The sequence below is a fragment of the Serinicoccus kebangsaanensis genome (assembly GCF_008919445.1).
Lineage (GTDB): Bacteria > Actinomycetota > Actinomycetes > Actinomycetales > Dermatophilaceae > Ornithinicoccus > Ornithinicoccus kebangsaanensis.
Genome location: NZ_VSLG01000022.1, coordinates 22,310 through 39,116 on the forward strand (window position 1 = coordinate 22,310; position 16,807 = coordinate 39,116).

Consider the following 16,807-nt stretch of genomic DNA (forward strand, 5'->3'; position numbering starts at 1 on the left):
CGCTCAGTATGGATCCACCACCGGGCTGACCTGCATGTCGTAGGCCGGCAGGACGGTCAGCAGCTCCAGCACCACGTCCAGGTCGGGCGCCTCGAGCAGGTAGAAGCCGCCGAGCTGCTCGACCGCCTCGGCATACGGGCCGTCGGTCACGTGACGCTCACCGGCGCGGGTCCGGATCGAGGTCGACGTGTCGCCGGCGCCCAGAGCCTCCCCCGCCAGGATCTCGACGCCCTCCCGGGCCTGGCAGGCCCGGTCGAACTCCCCGAACTGCTCGATCATCGCGCCCTGCTCGTCCTCCGACATCCCGGACCATGCCGGCAGCTCGCCGTCGGCCATGAGGAGCACGACGTACTTCATGACGCCTCCTCGTCCGAGCTCGGGCGGTCCTCGGGGTTGACGTTGGGACGGACCTCGATGCCGTCACCAGTCCGGGCGATGATCTGGAAGCACTCGACCATGCCGTCCAGGTCGTCGGTCTCGATCTGGTAGTAGCCGCCCACCTGCTCGACGGTCTCGGCGTAGGGACCGTCGGTGACGGGACCGCCCCCGGCCGGGATGGACCGGGCCTGCGTGGTCTGGGTCAGCTCCGCGCCGCCCACGATGGTGTGCCCGCCGGCCGCCAGCGCCTCACCGAGCTTGTCGTACTGCGCATACCCGTCGGTGCGCTCGGCCAGGCTCATCGAGGTCCACCACCGATCGGCAGCCCCGATGATCAGAACTGTGTACTGAGCCATGCGTCGTCTCCTCGTGTCGTCGGGCCGCCGTGCGCGACCTCACCAGCATGTCGGACGAGCGCAGCGGATATCGACACCGTCCGCGAGAATTTTTCCGGACCCCTGGGGCATGCTCTACATTGCCTGGCGTGAGTGCCCAGGCCCCGTCCGCTGTCATCCTCATCCGCGCCGAGAAGTTCGTGCCGAACCCCGCCACGGCCGCCGACAACGCCTTCCAGCAGGACGTGCCCGAGGGGCAGTCCGCGGAGGCCACCTCGGCCCGCGCCCTGGCGGAGATGGATGCGGTGGCGCAGGCGCTGCGCGACGCCGGGGTGCGGGTGCACGTCTTCGGCGACTCCGACCACACGCGACCGGACAGCGTCTTCCCCAACAACTGGCTCTCGACGCACCCCGGGGGCTACGTCGCCGTCTACCCGATGTATGCCTCGAACCGGCGGCACGAGCGGCGCGGCGACATCCTGGAGATGCTCAAGGCGGACTACCGGCTGCAGACGATCGTCGACTACTCCGGCCTGGAGCCGGACGGCATCTTCCTCGAGGGCACGGGGGCGATGGTGCTCGACCACGTCTCCCGGGTCGCCTACACCGCGGTCAGCCACCGCGCGGACACCCACGTGCTGGAGCGCTTCTGCAGCGACTTCAACTACGAGCCGATGCCGTTCGACGCCGTCGACTCGGGCGGGGTGCCGGTCTACCACACCAACGTCATCGCCTGCATCGGCACCGACGTCGCGCTCGTCGCGCTGGACCTCATCGCCGACGAGCAGCGGCGCCAGGAGGTGCGCGAGCGGCTCGAGGTGACCGGGCGGGAGATCGTCGAGCTCAGCGAGGACCAGGTGCGGGAGTTCGCCGGCAACGCCGTCGAGCTGTGCGGCCGGACGCCGGAGGGGCGCAAGCGCTACATCATGGCGATGTCGGGCCGGGCCCGCCGCAGCCTCACCGGTGAGCAGCTGACCGTCATCGAGCGCTCGTGCGAGATCGTCTCGGTCGACATCCCGACGATCGAGCTGGCCGGCGGCTCGGTGCGGTGCATGATCGCCGGCGTGCACCTGGACCCCCGGCCGGTCGGCGCCCCCAGCCCGACCGCGACGGCGGAGGCCATCGACGAGCACCCGGTCAGCGCCGACGGGCAGGTCGAGGACTCCGGCCGGCGTCGCCGGTCGCTCGACCGCACCCCGGTCGCGCGCTAGGCCGCGACCGGGCCGGCGGAACCCCTCGCTCGTGGGGGCGGCTCAGGCCCGCGGGTCCTCGTCGTCCTCGTCGTCGGGCGGCGCCGGGAGGTCCCGGCGCAGCGGTCCCGCACCCTCGAGGTCCTCGAGCGTCATCCGGGCCAGGTCGAGCTGCTCGGTGTCCTCCCTCGCGACCCGCAGCTCCTCCAGCGCCACCTCGATCCGGCGCTGCCTGGCCAGCCGGGCCTGGTCCAGGCTGCGCACCGCCGAGGTGCCCGCGGCGACGAAGCTGCGCGCCTCGTCCTCTTCGCTGATGGGCAGCCGCGCGGTCTCCACCCATCCCGGGTCGGTGACCCGGAGCCGCACCGCCCGCTGGTCGTCCGGTGCGATGCGCAGGCCCTCCGTCGCCGGGACGGTGGTCCAGCGCTGCTCCCCGACGACGTCCAGGACGAAGCGGGTGTCGGGGGTGAGCCAACGCTGCTGCCCGGAGGCCCGCACCGACATCCGGCACAGCTCCAGGTCGCCGATGCTGCGGACGTGCCGGTCCAGCCCGGCCTGGGTCAGCCGTTGCTGTGCCGTCTCGACCGCCCGGGCGTGCGCGGCCTGGGCGTGCTGCAGCTGCTCGCGGGCCGCCGCCACCGCCTCGTCGTGCCGGGCGGTGGTCGTGGCCTGCCTGGCGGGCGCCGGCTCGGCGCGTCGCCGCCGCCCGAGGTGCCAGAGGAGCAGCAGCAGCACGATGACGAGCAGCACGACGAGGCGCCAGAGCATGGGGCCTCCTCGGTCGCACGTGCGGGTGGACTGCGGGAGACTGTATCCATGACCACCTCAGGAGCGCACCGGGCCGTCCCGCTCGTGCTCTACGACGCCGACTGCGGCTTCTGCACGCGTGCGGCCGGGTGGATCCCCCGGCTGGGAGCGCAGGTCGAGGTGTCGTCCCTGCAGGCCCACGACCTGGTGGCCCTCGGCGTCGACCCCGACCGCTCCGGGCTGGAAATGCCGGCGGTGCTGGAGGACGGGACCGTCGCCTGGGGGCACCACGCGTGGGCCGAGATCCTGCTGCGCAGCCCGCAGCCGTGGCGCCTGCTCGGGGCCGCGCTGGGGTCCCGGGTCATGGAGGTCCCGGGGGCCGCGGCATACCGTCTCGTCGCCGCGAACCGTGGCCGCCTCCCCGGCGGCACCGCCCAGTGCGCCCTGCCCCCGTCGCCAGGTGCCTGAGGCGCGGCGCCGGGTCCACGCGCGCGGGCCGGTGCCGGTCGACGAGGCGTGGGAGCGGTATGCCGACCCCGACCGGTGGTCCTCCTGGGCGCCCCACCTGCGCGGGGTCGAGATCGAGGCGACCGGTGACCAGCGGCGCCTGCGCACCGGGCTCGAAGGCGTCGTGCTCGGACCCGTGGGGGTGCGGGCGCACTTCGTGGTGATGGCTGTCGACGAGGCGGCCCGGCGCTGGTCCTGGGAGGTCCGCGCGATCGGCGTCACCCTGCGGCTCGACCACACCCTCGAACCGACCTCGGACGGCACCCTGGCCGGGCTCGTGCTGCGGGGTCGCCTGCCGGTCGTGCTCGTCTACCGCCCGGTGGCGTGGTGGGCGCTGCGCGGCCTCGTGCGCCCGCGCATGCTTTGAGCATGTTGCTATGCTTGTCACATGTCGCATCTTCAGATCCGCAACGTCCCCGAGGACCTGCACCGTCGCCTGCGGGCCAGGGCCGCGCTCGAAGGGGTGTCCGTCTCCGACCTCCTGCTGCGTGAGGCGGAGAGGCTCATGGCTCGGCCGACCCAGGACGACGTGCTCGCCCGCCTGGCCTCGCGCGAGCTGGTGCTGACGGCGGAGACCTCCGCCGAGGCGCTCCGGTCGGCCCGCGACGAGCGGTGATCGTCCTCGATGCCTCGGCAGCCGTCGACCTCCTGCTACGACGGGGGGCCGTCGGCTCCATCGAGGACCTGGTGCGCGCTCAGCAGGTGGCCACCACCGAGCTGCTGGTGGCCGAGGTGCTCCAGGTGCTGCGACGCTTCGCAGCACGAGGGGAGCTGACCGAAGCACGAGCGGCCGAGGCGGTCGATGACCTGCTCGACCTCGTCCTGCACTTCTACCCGGTCACCCCGCTGGCCAGGCGCATGTGGGCCCTGCGTGGGGCCGTCTCGGCCTACGACGCGGCCTACGTCGCGCTCGCGACCGGGCTGGATGCCACGCTCGTCACGACCGATCGACGTCTGGCGCGCACGGCGGCCCTGCACTGCACGGTGGCTGACCTCAGGACGGGCTGACCTCGGCACCCGGTGAGTCGCGTCTGACAGCCGGTTCGTCACTCGGCAGCCTGCTCGAGGAGGCTGTCAGTTGACGAACCGGCTCACAGTCCAGCGCATCGGGCCTCCCTCACTGTCGCCCGAGCAGCTCGCCGAGGTGGGCGTCCACCTCGGCCAGGTAGGACTCCTCGAAGCCGAAGAGCCCGAGGTGCCCGGCGATCGAGTGCAGGGTGCGCAGTTCGCTGCCCGGGACGAGCTCCTGCTCCCGGGCGCAGTCGCGCGGCGGGAAGAACATGTCCTCGTCGATGGGCATGACGAAGATCTTCGCGGTGATCCGGGCCAGGGCGGCGGCGAGGTCGCCACCGGTATGCCGGGCGACGTCGCCGCGCTGCCACTTCCATGCCATGCTCAGCAGCGCGTTGGGGTCCATGGCCCCGAAGGTGGGCCGCAGGAAGCGGTCGCGGAACTCCTCGAAGGTGTCCCAGGTGACGTCCGGCAGCTCGATGTTGCGCCAGAACTCGGAGCGCCAGAACTCGGTGGACAGGCCCACCACCGCCCAGATGTCGGCGTGCCGGCGCAGCCCGTCCGCGACGTCGGCCGGCGAGGAGTAGTCGCCGCCGTTCCACCCCGGGTCGGACGTGATGGCGTCCATGAGGGTCTGGGTGAAGAGGAAGTCGTGCGGGGTGTTCTGCGCGGTGCCGGCGATCATCGCGGCGCGCGCCACCTTGTCCGGGAAGCGGACCGCCCACTCCCACGTCTGCTGGGCGCCCATCGACCCGCCGACGACGAGGGCGAGCCGCTCGATGCCGAAGACCTCGCGCAGGAGCTGCTCCTGCGCGCGGACGTCGTCGCCGATGCGCACCTGCGGGAAGCCGGCCATGGCGATCTCGCCGTCCGCGGTGTGCGGGGACGTCGAGAGGCCGTTGCCGATCTGGTTGACGACGACGATGAAGTACCTCGACGGGTCCAGCGCGCGGCCCTCGCCGATGTAGGCCAGCTCCCACGTCTGGTGAGTGCCGGAGAACCAGGTCGGGATGAGGATCGCGTTGTCCTTGGCGTCGTTCAGCTCGCCGAAGGTGGCGACCGCGAGCTGCAGATCCGGGATGACACCTCCCTCCTCGAGCTCGAAGGCCCCGATCGAGTGCAGGTCGTAGGGGCCCTGCACCTCGGGCGTGTAGAAGGGGTTGTCGATCGGCATGGCGGACTCCTCGTCGAGTGCGGACACGGTGGTCGCGAGCCTAGACGTGCCACGTCGTCGGCGGTAGGGGTCGTGGCGAGCGCCGGGAGGCGCCCGGCGACCTCAGTCGGGCCGCGGCAGGGTGCGCAGCGTGGCGGCAGCGGCGAAGGCGATGTGCTCCCGCATCAGGGCGGCTGCGCGAGGACCGTCGCACTCGATGATCGCCTGGGTCACCGCCCGCAGCTCGCGGACCGCCGCGGCGCCGCGCCCGGACTCGGAGAGGCTGGAGACGCACAGGACGCGGACCCGCGCCTGGACCACCTCCAGCTCCTTGTGCAGCACGGAGCTGGCCGCACCGGCGAACAGCGCGTCGTAGAAGACGTCGCGGACCCGCATGACCTCCGAGGCCGGCAGCCCTGCCTCGACCGCGCCCTCGAGTGCGTCGAGAGCCTCCTGGAGCCGCTGGACGTCAGCCACGGCGGCGCGCTCGACGAAGCACTCGACGAGCAGCCCCTCGATCGCGGCGCGCAACCGGTAGAGGTCTCTCGCCTCGTCGCTGTCGATGGCCCGCACCACCGCTCCGCGTCGCGGCTGGATCTGGACGAGCCCCTCGGCAGCCAGCTGGCGGAGGGTCTCGCGCACGGTCGCCCGGGACACCCCGAACCGGTCGATGAGCTCGCGCTCGATCAGGCGTTGCCCGGGTGCCAGCTGGTGGTCGAGGATCTGCTGGCTCAGCTCCTGGTGGACCCGTTCCGACCGGGACGTCGGCGTCGCCCCGGTCGAGGTGACCTCCCCGTGCGTCGTGGCTGCAGTCATACGGGCGAGCCTACCGCTCAGAGCCGGACGACGGCGTCACATACCGGACAAAACTTCCTCCGCTCGCAACTATTGTCCGACAAGACCGCAGGTGCTAGCGTCCGAGGACCGACGATCGGGTCGGTCACCGCCCTGGGTGCGCATCAAAGGAGATTCGCCCATGACGTACATCAACGGCTCCCACCACGTCACGCTCTCGGTCGCCGGCGCCCAGGAGGACGTCGACTTCCACACCAAGGTGCTCGGCCTGCGCTTCATCAAGAAGACCGTGCTGTATGACGGCTCGATGCCCGTCTACCACCTCTACTACTCCAACGCGAACGGCGACCCGTCCTCGGTGATCACGACGTTCCCGTGGAAGCAGGCCAACCTCTACGGCAGCCGGGGCACCAACCAAGCCCGCGAGGTGCTGCTCGCCGTGCCCCACGGGTCGCTCGACTGGTGGGCGAAGCGGCTCGCCGACCACGAGGTGGACAGCGCCTCGGTCGAGGTCTTCGGCGCCCGCCGGCTCGCGTTCGCGCACCCGTCCGGCATCGAGTACCAGCTCGTCGAGAGCGACGACGACCCCCGCGTCGGCCACGAGGCCCAGGGGGTGACCCGCGAGCACGCGGTGCACGGCATCCACGGCATCGGCATCCACGTCTACGACCAGGACCGCTCGGTCGACTTCGGCCAGGAGGCGTTCTTCCTCGCCGGCGACGTCGAGGAGGAGGGCGACCTGGCCCGGTTCCAGGTCGGCGACGCCAAGCACGGCAACTGGGTCGAGCTGCGCGGCAACCGCACCGACGACCAGGGCACCTGGCGGTTCGGTGCGGGCACCTACCACCACTTCGCCTGGAACCTCGGCAACCTGGAGAACCAGGAGCAGGTCAAGTTCGACATCGAGGGCGCCGGCTACACCGACATCTCCGAGCTCAAGGACCGCACCTACTTCAAGTCCCACTACGTCCGTATGCCCGGTGGCGCCCTCTTCGAGCTGGCCGTCACCCACGACGAGGGTGGGTGGGACTGCGACGAGTCCCCCGAGGAGCTCGGCCAGGCCTTCATGCTGCCGCCGCAGTTCGAGTCCGAGCGCAGCAGCATCATGTCCCAGCTCGAACCGATCGAGGTGTGACCAGCTCGGCCGCACCAGCACCACGGCGGGACGGTGACAACCCTCACCTGGCCTCGGGCGCGGAGAGCTGGGGCGAGGAGGACGCGCCGGTCGCGGTGCTCGCGGTGCACGGGCGCACCCAGTCGCCCGCGGACATGCGCGCCCTCGCGGAGCGTCTTGACGTCGAGGGTCTGCGCTGGCTGGCGCCGGCCGCGGCCGGGCAGACGTGGTACCCGTACGGCTTCATGGAGGAGCGGCCGGACGACGACCCGTGGCTCGCCTGGTCGCTCGAAGTGGTCGACCGACAGCTCGACCGTCTCACGACCGCGGGATACCCGCCGGAGAAGGTGGTGCTCCTCGGCTTCTCCCAGGGTGCCTGCCTGCTGGCGCACTGGGCGCTCCTGCACCCCGCGAGGTATGCCGGTCTCGTCATCCTCACCGGTGGGTACGTCGGGACCGAGCGGGAGAGCGTCTCCTTCTCGGGCGACTTCGACGCGACGCCGGCCCTGCTGGCCGGGCGCGAGGCCGACCCCTGGGTGCCCCGCACCCGGATGGCGCAGACCGAGGAGTGGCTGCGAGGTATGGGCGCCCGGCTCACCTCGCTCGTCGAGCCTGGCGACGAGCACCAGGTCACCACGACGGCGACCGAGCTCACCGCCCGGCTGCTGCGGCATACCGTGAGCGCCACCGCACGCCGATGACCGCACCGCCGGTGCGGCCCGAGGGAGAGGATCGTATGGAGATCAGCTTCGACCACACCACCCTGGGTCAGCGCGTGCTCTTCGGCGCCGGGGCGGCCGCGACGAACATCGCCGTGGCCCTGCGTGACCTGGGGGCATCCCGGCCGCTGCTCGTGGGCGGGGGCCACGCTGCCGAGGTCGTGGACCATGTCTCCGAAGAGTTCACCGTCGCGGGCCGCGTCCGCGAGGTCGTCCAGCACGTGCCGGCAGAGCGGGCACGTGAGGCGGTCGCCCTGGCCCAGGACGTGGGCGCGGACTCGGTCGTCGCCATCGGCGGCGGCTCGGCCACCGGGCTGGCCAAGATCGTCGCCCGGGACACCAGTCTGCCGGTCGTCGCGGTGCCCACGACCTTCTCGGGGTCGGAGGCGACCGACATCTGGGGGATGACCGAGGACGAGCGCAAGACCACCGGGACCGACCTCCGGGTGCTGCCGAGGGTCGTGGTCTACGACGCCACTCTGACCCTGGGTCTGCCGACCGACCTCGCGGTCCACTCCGGCCTCAACGCCCTGGCCCACGCCGTGGACAGCCTATGGGCCCCACGCGCCGACCCCATCAACCGGGCCATGGCCGGCGAGGGGATGCGCGCGCTGGTCCCGGGGCTGCGCGGTCTCCGGGCTGACTCGGCGGATGTGCGCGCTCATGAGGAGGTGCTCTACGGCACCTACCTCGCGGGAGTCGCCCTGGCTTCGGCGGGAGCCGGGATGCACCACAAGATCTGCCACGTCCTGGGCGGGACGTTCAACCTGCCCCACGCGCCGACCCATGCGGTGGTGCTGTCCTACGTCGCGGCCTACAACGCCGAGGCGGACCCGGACTCCGAGGCCCGCATCGCGGAGGCCCTCGGCACCCCCCACGCTGCCTCGGGGTTGTGGGACTTGGTCCGGGAGGTGGGGGCGCCGGCCTCGCTCGGGGAGATCGGCTTCACTGAGGACGACGTGGACCTTGCTGCCGAGCTGGCGACGGCGGCGATCCCGGACTCCAACCCTCGCCCGGTGAGCCAAGACGGCGTGGCGACGCTTCTCCGGTCTGCGCTGCGGGGTGGCGGCGTCCGTCGATGACCTAACCGCCCCGACGCGAGCACACAGCGCAGCGCCCGGGGGTGCACGGCCCGCGCCACTTGCGGCGGAATGACGCAGGTTGACGGCGTCGGAACCGAGGCTACTGAGAGCCTTCAGCTCAGGATTCGTGTTCCGCGCGCTCGGTCCAAGCGTCCGGCGGCCTCGAGCGGACACATTGGCCATCGTCCGCCGATTGGGAGCTGGGTGTCCTGGCATCGGCCCCTTAGGGCGCGCTTGCTGCTCGTCGCGCTCGCCACGTGGCCAGGTTCCCGATTCTGCGACTTCGCAACGTGCGCTCGCCCTGCCACACTTCATGCGTGACACGAAAGGGCAAGAAGTTGCTGGACGCGGGGGGCTCTGCCTATCGACTGGCGCGGAGTGCCATCGAGGACCACGGTCTCACCCCAGACTCGCACGCCGCTCTACGCGAGGCGTTGGCCACACTTCGGTCGGCGATGGACTGGCTGGAAGACTCCGTTGAGTTCGAGGCGGCGCATGAACTCCTCGACGAGGCTGGTCGCTTCTCTCGCACCCAGGCGCCTGAGGGCTGTGAGTTGAACTACGACGGATCTCTGTACCTTCAGACCTGTCCCGTCGCGCTCGCGCACAACCGGGTTGGCTTCAGCCCAACCATCGTGGTGCATGAGGCTGACTGTTCGATCTGCGAGGCTTCTATCGACGAATGCAACCACGTCCCAGGAGTGGTTTACGACAACGTCGAATGCGCTCGAGTCATCAAGCGACTCGACATTCTGGATATCACCCTCGTCGGCCGGCCGGCTCAGCCGAACGCGCGCATACACGAGATCTCATACAGCCCTACAGAACTGGCGGAGTTCCTGGGAAAAGAGTTCTATCCGGGCATTTCCGTGATGTGCGACCGGTGTCTGTCACCTTGCGATGGCGTCGCTACGTCCTTCCAGGACGAGTAGCAGCAGCGACGTCACGAGGTGATGAGCACGACCCCGGCACTTAGCCGCGCGATCTCTGCTGGAGGCTCGAAGCCCGCCATGATGTCGCGAAGATAGTTCGGCGGGTTCCTACGTAGTCCCCCAAGAACATGGGGATAGTAGGCAGCAGGGAAGTGTCCCTTATCGCCCGGCATGTCATGGAACACTTGCTCGCCCGCAACCTCAACGGGCCGTGTCAATACGGCCGATTTGTGACCCGCCCGACGAGTCGAGACTGACCGGAAGATCTTCTTAGCCACCTCCCTTGGTCCCGTCTGCTCTTCGATGAGAAAGTTACGCAGCTCGCCATCGCCGAGCCCTCGGAAGTTCACATCCTTCACGAGGGCGGCGGGCTTGAGCGGGTCGCCTAGATCCTCGAGCGCCACCCCTTCAGCGAAGGTGAGTTTAGCCAACGCATCTTGGTCCCATGCGGGTGACAGCGAGAAAGCCGGCATCATGGTTATGGCCATCCGGATGCATGCCGAGCAAGGCGACGGGAGCCGATGTGGGCACCCTAAGTCCTGTCGCATAACCATCCCTCCCGTGTAGACGCTGTAGATTGCCGGCACCTCAAGTTGCTGGGCGGACGCGATGAGGCTCAGCTGCTGCTCGCCGCTGCCATGGCTAACGTCCAACTTCCACTTCTTGCCCTCGTGCTTGATCCGCTTGGCCTGGACCAGCATGCCGAAGCATTCCTGAGACGAGCGATCGAGCCACCACCACAGCCAATCCGCGCCGACGGCTGACTCTTGACGGCGGTTGAACGGAATGGGCCTCACGAACGGTAGGCCCGCCCCGATAGCGATCTCAGAGACGGTCTCCTCACTCCAGACGAGACCATTTCGATCGTGGTGATCCATGTGCGCTTCGGCCTGCGTTCTGACGCGCGTCAAGGCCTCCAGCAAACCTTTGGGAGCGTATGTGCGGCCTGGAAGGGTCATGGTCCCAGTGTGGCTCTAGGGTTCGTTGCGACCTGGGAAGCGCGCCAGATCCCCGTGTACATGGCGCCCCGGCGTAGGCCCACCCGAGCCCGGCACGCATCGATGCGAATGCCCTGTGCCGATTCGCCAAGGAGCAACGGCTGCGCGGCCAACGGGTGTGTGCACTTACCTTTCGCGGCTGGCAGGCGGCTCACCGAGGAGCTCCCTACCACGTTCCAGCGTGGCTTGGACCGAGGTCGGTGCGAATCTGGCCCGTAGCGGGCTGCTCCGGGCCCAGGTATCACACTCCCTGGCTTCCGGACCCGGGAACGTACGTCGGACTGACTCTCGCCTACCATTTGCTACCCAACCACCACTGCGCGCTCCGCTGACCTCGCTCGCGTGTCCCCGCCGCACTTCGTTGGTCGTGTCTGGTGTGATGGTCCGCATGAGCCGGGGGACGAAGACTGACCCAGTGGTCGGGGACGTGTACCACGTGGCTCCCGAGACCTCCGTCACCGGGGATAAGCACGGTCGTAGCAGGCGCCCGGCTGCGGTGGTCGAGACCAGCAAGCGGGCAGTCCATACGCTCACCCGGACCACCCACCCAGACAAGAATGCGCGCACTCTCCATTCGCCAAGGAACGTGGAACTCGGCCTGGACAAGGAAGGGTGGTGGAGTGACATGAACCAACGTCCTCTGCCTAGAACCTGGTTGGCCGAGGCTGCCAAGTGCCTGTATCTTGGAGGGTTGTCCGAAGACGAGACCCGTGACCTGAAGAGGTTCTGGGAGACCACGGTCAGCCTTGGACGGAAGAACTTGTGATGGTGACTGATGCACTCGGCTCCCCTCTACGACTGCCCGCAGGGGGCGGTAGGGCACGCCCCGAGGTGGGTGACGCCTGGGTCGTGAGCACGGACGGGCAGGACCGTGGGCTGGTGCTGATTTCGGCCACGAGACCGATGCACGTCCTGGCCTGGCCCGTGACCAACCCGTCGGCGGACGCGGCGGCACCCGCTTTCACCGTGGAGGTCCCCGGCTTGGGTCCCACGACGGTCTGGCCCGACGCGGAGTTTGGCCTCTCCATGGCTGCGCTGGATCGTCGACTTGCGCAGGTCCTGGACGACCGGACCATGCGGCAGGTCCGCTGGGCCGTGACGGAGGACGATCTAGGCCCGGACATCGCCTGGTGCCCGCAGCTGGAGGACCCGGCTGCGGATAGAGCCTTCGAGGCTGTCTGTGCGCAGGCGTGGGCGCTTGGCGGCTGGGTGTGGCCCAGCGCCACAACCGGCATCGGCGTGTTTGATGGCGACGTGCTAGGCAAGAACCACCTAGACGCGGAGCGTCTTGCTCAGGTCCTTCCCACCAGGCCTGGAAGGGTCTCCGCGCTGATCCGGGGTACGAGGATTCCCACTCAGGAAGAGGTGGACGCGGTACTGACGCTGCTGCCGACTCTTGAGGCACAGGACGTGCTAGCTCCGGTGGCGGACGACGATGCCCAAGTTATCGCACTCCCCACTTTCAAAGGGGGCCTGCTTGAGCTAATGACCCAGACGGGAAAGACCGAGCAGCAGGTGCGCACTGCTGTGTGGGAACGGTCCAGCCAGGCTGCTCGGCAGGTTACCCACGCCGAACCTTCGGAGGCCGCCCGGGCACGGGTCGACTTTGCTTTGCGGCAGCTCATGGAGGAGAGCGGGTGACATGACCCTCCCGCTGGGACGGAGCGCCGCGGAATGGACCAAAGTGAGCCTGGTATCGCAGGCCAGCAGCCATCTGCGCGCCGTCCTGCTGAGCACCTACCCGGAAGCCGCGGCTATTGCCACCACCGATCCCCAGGAGGCGCTGGAGAGCATTCCGGACGTCGAGGTCTCCTGGACCTACGCGGCACCGAGAGGATCCTGCGACCTCGGTGGTGTCTACGACGGCGACTGTGATCCGGCCAAAATCACATTGCGGGTGTTCCCCAGCGAAGGCAGGAACAACTTCACCGCCCTGCACGAGTTGGCGCACCACCTCCTCTACCGCGATCACGACTGGTCTTTGCGAGTGCTTCCCACCCTGGGCGATATGGCCCGGGTGGTGGAGGAGAAGGTCGCCAACGATTTCGCCGCGACATTGCTCGTACCGGACGAGGTGGTGCACCGGTACCTGGGCTCAACGGTCACCGCAGTGGGTCTCCGCGAGATGGTCGCTCGGACCGAGGCATCGGCCACCACCTGCTGCGTCCGGGCCCTGGACCTGCCGGGGGAGCGACTCGTGATGCTGGCCGCACCCGATGGACGCATTTGGTACTCCGACTCGAACGGTCGGCCATACAACCCTGGCAAGAAGGTGGTCCAGCCCTCGCTAGCCACGGCAGCCGAGCGCGCTCTGGGGGGAGGGTCCTACACGCTGCTCGGAGGCGAAGGCATCCGGTACTCGACCGGCTGGGCCGACACAGACGTCCAGGTCGAAGTGGCCGTCCACGACGGTCTGGTCATCGCCGTCGTCAGTTCGACGCGGCCAGATGGTCGCTCGCGGCTGGCCTCAGACTGGCATGAGGAGTGCCCTGCCTGCGGCGACCACTTTCAGGTGAGCTCATCGTCGGGGAAGTGCGCCACATGTGACCAGTGGAAATGCCCCGGGTGCCGCGGGTGCGAGTGCTCCAACGCAAGGGCTGTCATCTGTCCCCGCTGCTGGGTCGCGCTATCCGTAGCCGAGGTTGCCCAGGGGCTGGAGGCCCATGAGGACTGCTGAGTGCGTCAGAGTGGGCGGAACTGACGTAGAGGGCGACCTACACGCCGGCCACGTAGGCGGTGAAAAGGTGGACGCCGTGACGGTCGAGGTTGCCGCGGGCCCTGTCGTAGTGCTCGGTGGTTCTAGGGTCAGCATGCCGGGCGAGGATCTGCGCGTCCCGAAGTGGCACGCCGGCGTCCAGGGCGTTGGTGATGGCGGCGTGCCGTAGCGAGTGGGGGCTGATGTGCCTGCGGACTTTCGCCGTCTTCGCGATGCGTTGGACCATCCGGTAGACATCGCGCCGGTCTACTGGTTCTCCGGAGAGCGAGCGCAGGATCAGCGGCCCGGTAGTGCGCGTACCGCGGCAGGCTTCAAGGACCCGCAGGACGGGGACCGTTAAGGGCATCGTGGCGGGCTTATTGCCCTTGCCGACCAGGTGCAGCACCCGGTGGCCACGCAGGACATCGGTGTAGTCCTCGATGCGCACGGCTGCGGCCTCGGAGGCGCACAGGGCGTTGATGCCCAGCAAGTAGGCCATTGCACCGTGATGGGCGGTGATACTCCGGAAGACCGGGAGGAAGCGGATCAGCTCTAGTCGGTCCAGGACTGGGTGCGGGACTCGTCCCGGTGGATCTTCGGCAGCCGTGCGTAGACGGCCGGGTCGGATGTGATGGTGCCGTCGATGTGGGCGAACCGGAAGTAGCCCCGGACGGCGTGAATCATCGTGTTCACCGACGAGTCCATCAGGCCGGCCTCTCCAAGCTGACGGATGTAGGGCTCCACGTGCGCTCGATGTATCCCGACCAGCGGGTCCAGGCCGTTGGCCTCGCACCAGGCGAACCAGCGGCCCAGCTTTGCCCGGTACAGGGCATGCGTAGCTGCGGAGTAGCGGGCCAGGAACGAGACCGCCGCAAGCTGCGCGGGGCTCATCGAGGAGGGCTGGAGCGGCAGTGACGCCGTGGAGCTGGTCGTGGTGGACATGGTCGCCTCCCGCGGCGACCTGGATCCGGGCCAAGTCGGTGCCCGCCGCCAGCGCGACGAGGCTGTCGGCGTCCACGACGCCACGCCGAATCCCGGACCCGTGCGGTCGCGGCGAAGTGTCGCAGATCTCCGTCGCCATCAGAAGCTGCGGCTGCGCCAGCGACCAGGGATCGCGGCGCGAGCGCCAGTGCATGTCAGAATCCTCGTCGTGAGTCACAATGCCGGGGAACCGTTGCGCGAAAACGCTCGGCTTTGCCTGTGGTGTGGGGGTGGGATGGAGAACAAGAAGGCCTCCGCGCTTGCCTGCTCGACGGCATGTAATCACGCCCGACTGGCAGCTCGTCGCAAGGCGGCAAAATGGGCCGGCGTGGACTCGTCTCGGGGCTGCGAGGTATGTGGCGACTCGATGGCCGGCAAGCGACCGCACGCGCGCTTTTGCTCGCGAAAATGCAAGGCTGCCGCGGCCCAAGTGAGGTACAGAACGGCGGGGATCCTTCAGGAACGCGACCGTGCGCGATACGACCGCGAGGGGGAGAAGCGTCGTGAGTATGCGAAACAGTACCTGCAAGCGAACCCGGAGCGGATGCGGGCAATTCGACTTCGTCGCAAAGGACGTATCAGGGCCAACAGCTACACCTTCACTGAGAAGGACTGGCAACGGCTTGTTATCCGATACCGCGGCTGCTGCGCCTACTGCGGCGAACGCAGCGATGCGCTCCAGCGAGAACATGTCGTTCCGCTGGTCCGAGGAGGTGCACATGGCGTAGGCAACATCTTGCCCGCCTGCCCGCGCTGCAACTACGCCAAGAAGGACAAGTTACTCGTGGAGTGGCGGTTCAAGACGCGCACTCGAGGTGTGAGCCCCTAGCGGCGGTATGACGCCTCCCAGCATCGGTGCGGGTGAGGGTGTGACGCACTCGCATGTCGTACTTCTTAAGTGATTGCTCTCGGCACTCGGCTACCGTGGCCGGCATGTCGACGCGGCGTTGGGCTGTCCCTGAGCACACCTCGAGCGCTGTGCGCCGGGCCAGCAAGATCGTAGGCAAGGGAATCGGCACCCCAGATGAGACGGAGGAAGCACGCGCCGTTCTGAGCAATTACCGCATGGCTCACGCGTTTCCGCTCAACGCGGTCACTGTCACCGTGAGGAAGCGTGCATTGGAAGTCCACCCCGACGCGGTCGTCGCGCAGCGGCACAAGCGCCTGCCGACGATCCTCGATAAGTTGGAGCGCCACCCCTCAATGAGCGTGACGACTATGCAGGACCTCGGGGGGTGCCGCGTGGTGTACGAGAGCGTCGCGGAGGTCGACCGCCTGGTCGGGAGCCTCCGCGTGCTCCCGAGGTCTCGCAACAAGGTGAAGCGCGTGTACGACTACCTGCGCGACGATCCGGGCCCGCGCAGCTCCGGGTATCGCGGCGTCCACCTGGTCTACACCTATGGGGCGTCGAAGCCCGAGTACCACGGGCTACAGATAGAACTGCAAGTTCGGACGCAGCTGCAGCACGCCTGGGCGACTGCGGTCGAGACGATGGACCTGTTCTCGGGCAGTGAGTTGAAGTACGGCAAGGGCGATCCGCGTGTCCTTCGCTACTTCGTCCTCGTGAGTTCCCTGATGGCACACGAGGAGGGAACCGCTCCAGTGCCGGGGGCCGAAGCGCCGCCGGAGGAGCTGCGAGCTGAGTTGGCGCGCTTGGAGGACGCCGAAGGCATCGTGGAACGCCTGAGGGGGTATGCGTCGGTCGTGGGCGACCACGCTCGAACCGATCGTCGCAACGCCTTGACCCTTGAATTGCGGCGCAGCGAAAGAGAACTGACCGTGCAGGTACACGAGACACTCGCTCGCGCGCAGGAGCGACTGAGCGAGCTGGAGGCCCTAGACGACGATGACCTGGACGCGGTCCTGATCAACATCGCGAAGGTCAGCCAACTCCGCGAGGCGTACCCAAACTACTTCGCCGACACGGGGCGGTTCACCGAGTTCGTCACGTCGCGACTAGCGCCTCAGCGCACTCGATAGCGCCGTTTCTCGGCCGTCCGCGGAAGACCGGGCAGTCCAACAGGGCGTGGAGCCGCACCCCGGCCACAGTCCCTCCGCGACGCGGAAGGCATCGATCCTTGGGCGCCTCCGGCTTGTCGACGGCACGTGAAAACTGACCCCGTGACGGCAGGTGAAAGTTGACCCTTGCCGAGATCCTGTCCTCGTCGAC

At 68.7% G+C, this 16,807-nt stretch carries 21 protein-coding genes; 13 read left to right on the forward strand and 8 right to left on the reverse strand.

All coding sequences use genetic code 11. From position 1 onward, the window contains the following. Positions 1-3: 3 nt before the first annotated feature. Both FXF60_RS16015 and FXF60_RS16020 read right to left on the reverse strand, forming a co-directional pair. Positions 4-357 carry a YciI family protein gene (locus tag FXF60_RS16015; protein WP_151526981.1) on the reverse strand — a complete coding sequence of 118 codons (354 nt, stop codon included), beginning with the start codon at positions 355-357 and terminating at the stop codon, positions 4-6. Beyond that, the gene (locus tag FXF60_RS16020; protein ID WP_151526982.1) at positions 354-734 is read right to left on the reverse strand and encodes a YciI family protein; all 381 of its coding nucleotides are present in this window, start codon (positions 732-734) and stop codon (positions 354-356) included. Before FXF60_RS16020 ends, FXF60_RS16015 begins: the two co-directional genes overlap by 4 nt. A gap of 128 nt (positions 735-862) precedes the next feature. Here FXF60_RS16020 and ctlX point away from each other — a divergent pair, with 128 nt between their 5' ends. Continuing rightward, positions 863-1,924, forward strand: coding sequence for a citrulline utilization hydrolase CtlX (gene ctlX / locus FXF60_RS16025; protein ID WP_151526983.1), 1,062 nt, complete (start codon positions 863-865; stop codon positions 1,922-1,924). 42 nt (positions 1,925-1,966) lie between these two features. On the opposite strand, the gene FXF60_RS16030 is transcribed toward ctlX, so the two are convergent. Beyond that, positions 1,967-2,671 carry a hypothetical protein gene (locus FXF60_RS16030; RefSeq protein ID WP_151526984.1) on the reverse strand — a complete coding sequence of 235 codons (705 nt, stop codon included), beginning with the start codon at positions 2,669-2,671 and terminating at the stop codon, positions 1,967-1,969. 48 nt (positions 2,672-2,719) lie between these two features. Here FXF60_RS16030 and FXF60_RS16035 point away from each other — a divergent pair, with 48 nt between their 5' ends. Genes FXF60_RS16035 through FXF60_RS16050 form a run of 4 tightly spaced genes read left to right on the forward strand, consistent with a single transcriptional unit; the run spans position 2,720 to position 4,165 of the window. Further along, positions 2,720-3,118, forward strand: coding sequence for a thiol-disulfide oxidoreductase DCC family protein (locus tag FXF60_RS16035; protein WP_151526985.1), 399 nt, complete (start codon positions 2,720-2,722; stop codon positions 3,116-3,118). Next, positions 3,111-3,524, forward strand: coding sequence for an SRPBCC family protein (locus tag FXF60_RS16040; protein ID WP_202879674.1), 414 nt, complete (start codon positions 3,111-3,113; stop codon positions 3,522-3,524). The genes FXF60_RS16035 and FXF60_RS16040 overlap by 8 nt, the downstream gene beginning before the upstream one ends. A 21-nt stretch (positions 3,525-3,545) precedes the next feature. Further along, positions 3,546-3,773 (forward strand): FitA-like ribbon-helix-helix domain-containing protein, encoded by a 228-nt coding sequence (locus FXF60_RS16045; protein ID WP_151526986.1) that lies wholly within the window; start codon positions 3,546-3,548, stop codon positions 3,771-3,773. Continuing rightward, positions 3,770-4,165 carry a type II toxin-antitoxin system VapC family toxin gene (locus FXF60_RS16050; protein WP_151526987.1) on the forward strand — a complete coding sequence of 132 codons (396 nt, stop codon included), beginning with the start codon at positions 3,770-3,772 and terminating at the stop codon, positions 4,163-4,165. Before FXF60_RS16045 ends, FXF60_RS16050 begins: the two co-directional genes overlap by 4 nt. 109 nt (positions 4,166-4,274) lie before the next feature. Here FXF60_RS16050 and FXF60_RS16055 read toward each other — a convergent pair whose 3' ends face one another. After that, on the reverse strand, positions 4,275-5,369 hold the full coding sequence (locus tag FXF60_RS16055; protein WP_302849039.1) for an alpha/beta fold hydrolase: 1,095 nt from the start codon (positions 5,367-5,369) through the stop codon (positions 4,275-4,277). A 75-nt stretch (positions 5,370-5,444) separates the two neighbouring features. Continuing rightward, positions 5,445-6,137 carry a GntR family transcriptional regulator gene (locus tag FXF60_RS16060; RefSeq protein WP_151526988.1) on the reverse strand — a complete coding sequence of 231 codons (693 nt, stop codon included), beginning with the start codon at positions 6,135-6,137 and terminating at the stop codon, positions 5,445-5,447. A gap of 160 nt (positions 6,138-6,297) precedes the next feature. On the opposite strand from FXF60_RS16060, the gene FXF60_RS16065 reads away from it, so the two are divergent. The 4 genes from FXF60_RS16065 to FXF60_RS16080 all read left to right on the forward strand — a co-directional run bounded on the left by FXF60_RS16065 (position 6,298) and on the right by FXF60_RS16080 (position 9,963). Next, positions 6,298-7,251, forward strand: a complete 954-nt coding sequence (locus FXF60_RS16065; RefSeq protein ID WP_151526989.1) for a VOC family protein — start codon at positions 6,298-6,300, stop codon at positions 7,249-7,251. Further along, positions 7,248-7,931, forward strand: a complete 684-nt coding sequence (locus tag FXF60_RS16070) for an alpha/beta hydrolase (protein ID WP_151526990.1) — start codon at positions 7,248-7,250, stop codon at positions 7,929-7,931. The genes FXF60_RS16065 and FXF60_RS16070 overlap by 4 nt, the downstream gene beginning before the upstream one ends. Before the next feature lie 35 nt (positions 7,932-7,966). Further along, complete coding sequence (locus tag FXF60_RS16075; RefSeq protein WP_151526991.1) at positions 7,967-9,031, forward strand: maleylacetate reductase; 1,065 nt, start codon at positions 7,967-7,969, stop codon at positions 9,029-9,031. A gap of 317 nt (positions 9,032-9,348) precedes the next feature. Continuing rightward, positions 9,349-9,963 carry a hypothetical protein gene (locus FXF60_RS16080; RefSeq protein WP_151526992.1) on the forward strand — a complete coding sequence of 205 codons (615 nt, stop codon included), beginning with the start codon at positions 9,349-9,351 and terminating at the stop codon, positions 9,961-9,963. An 11-nt stretch (positions 9,964-9,974) separates the two neighbouring features. Here FXF60_RS16080 and FXF60_RS16085 read toward each other — a convergent pair whose 3' ends face one another. Then, positions 9,975-10,922, reverse strand: coding sequence for a DUF6615 family protein (locus FXF60_RS16085; protein WP_151526993.1), 948 nt, complete (start codon positions 10,920-10,922; stop codon positions 9,975-9,977). 888 nt (positions 10,923-11,810) lie between these two features. Between FXF60_RS16085 and FXF60_RS16090 the strand changes: the two genes are divergently transcribed. Then, positions 11,811-12,602 (forward strand): hypothetical protein, encoded by a 792-nt coding sequence (locus FXF60_RS16090; RefSeq protein ID WP_151526994.1) that lies wholly within the window; start codon positions 11,811-11,813, stop codon positions 12,600-12,602. 1 nt (position 12,603) lies between these two features. Continuing rightward, positions 12,604-13,638 carry an ImmA/IrrE family metallo-endopeptidase gene (locus tag FXF60_RS16095; protein WP_151526995.1) on the forward strand — a complete coding sequence of 345 codons (1,035 nt, stop codon included), beginning with the start codon at positions 12,604-12,606 and terminating at the stop codon, positions 13,636-13,638. 37 nt (positions 13,639-13,675) lie between these two features. Here the strand turns inward: FXF60_RS16095 and FXF60_RS16615 are convergent, their stop codons facing one another. Both FXF60_RS16615 and FXF60_RS16105 read right to left on the reverse strand, forming a co-directional pair. Continuing rightward, positions 13,676-14,284 (reverse strand): tyrosine-type recombinase/integrase, encoded by a 609-nt coding sequence (locus FXF60_RS16615; protein ID WP_302849040.1) that lies wholly within the window; start codon positions 14,282-14,284, stop codon positions 13,676-13,678. Further along, positions 14,209-14,598: a site-specific integrase gene (locus FXF60_RS16105; RefSeq protein ID WP_151526997.1), complete on the reverse strand. Its 390-nt coding sequence runs from the start codon at positions 14,596-14,598 to the stop codon at positions 14,209-14,211. The genes FXF60_RS16615 and FXF60_RS16105 overlap by 76 nt, the downstream gene beginning before the upstream one ends. 583 nt (positions 14,599-15,181) lie before the next feature. Between FXF60_RS16105 and FXF60_RS17000 the strand changes: the two genes are divergently transcribed. Both FXF60_RS17000 and FXF60_RS16115 read left to right on the forward strand, forming a co-directional pair. Next, positions 15,182-15,466: an HNH endonuclease gene (locus tag FXF60_RS17000; RefSeq protein ID WP_367889972.1), complete on the forward strand. Its 285-nt coding sequence runs from the start codon at positions 15,182-15,184 to the stop codon at positions 15,464-15,466. A gap of 104 nt (positions 15,467-15,570) precedes the next feature. Continuing rightward, positions 15,571-16,617 (forward strand): RelA/SpoT domain-containing protein, encoded by a 1,047-nt coding sequence (locus FXF60_RS16115; protein ID WP_151526999.1) that lies wholly within the window; start codon positions 15,571-15,573, stop codon positions 16,615-16,617. Positions 16,618-16,807 lie beyond the last annotated feature (190 nt).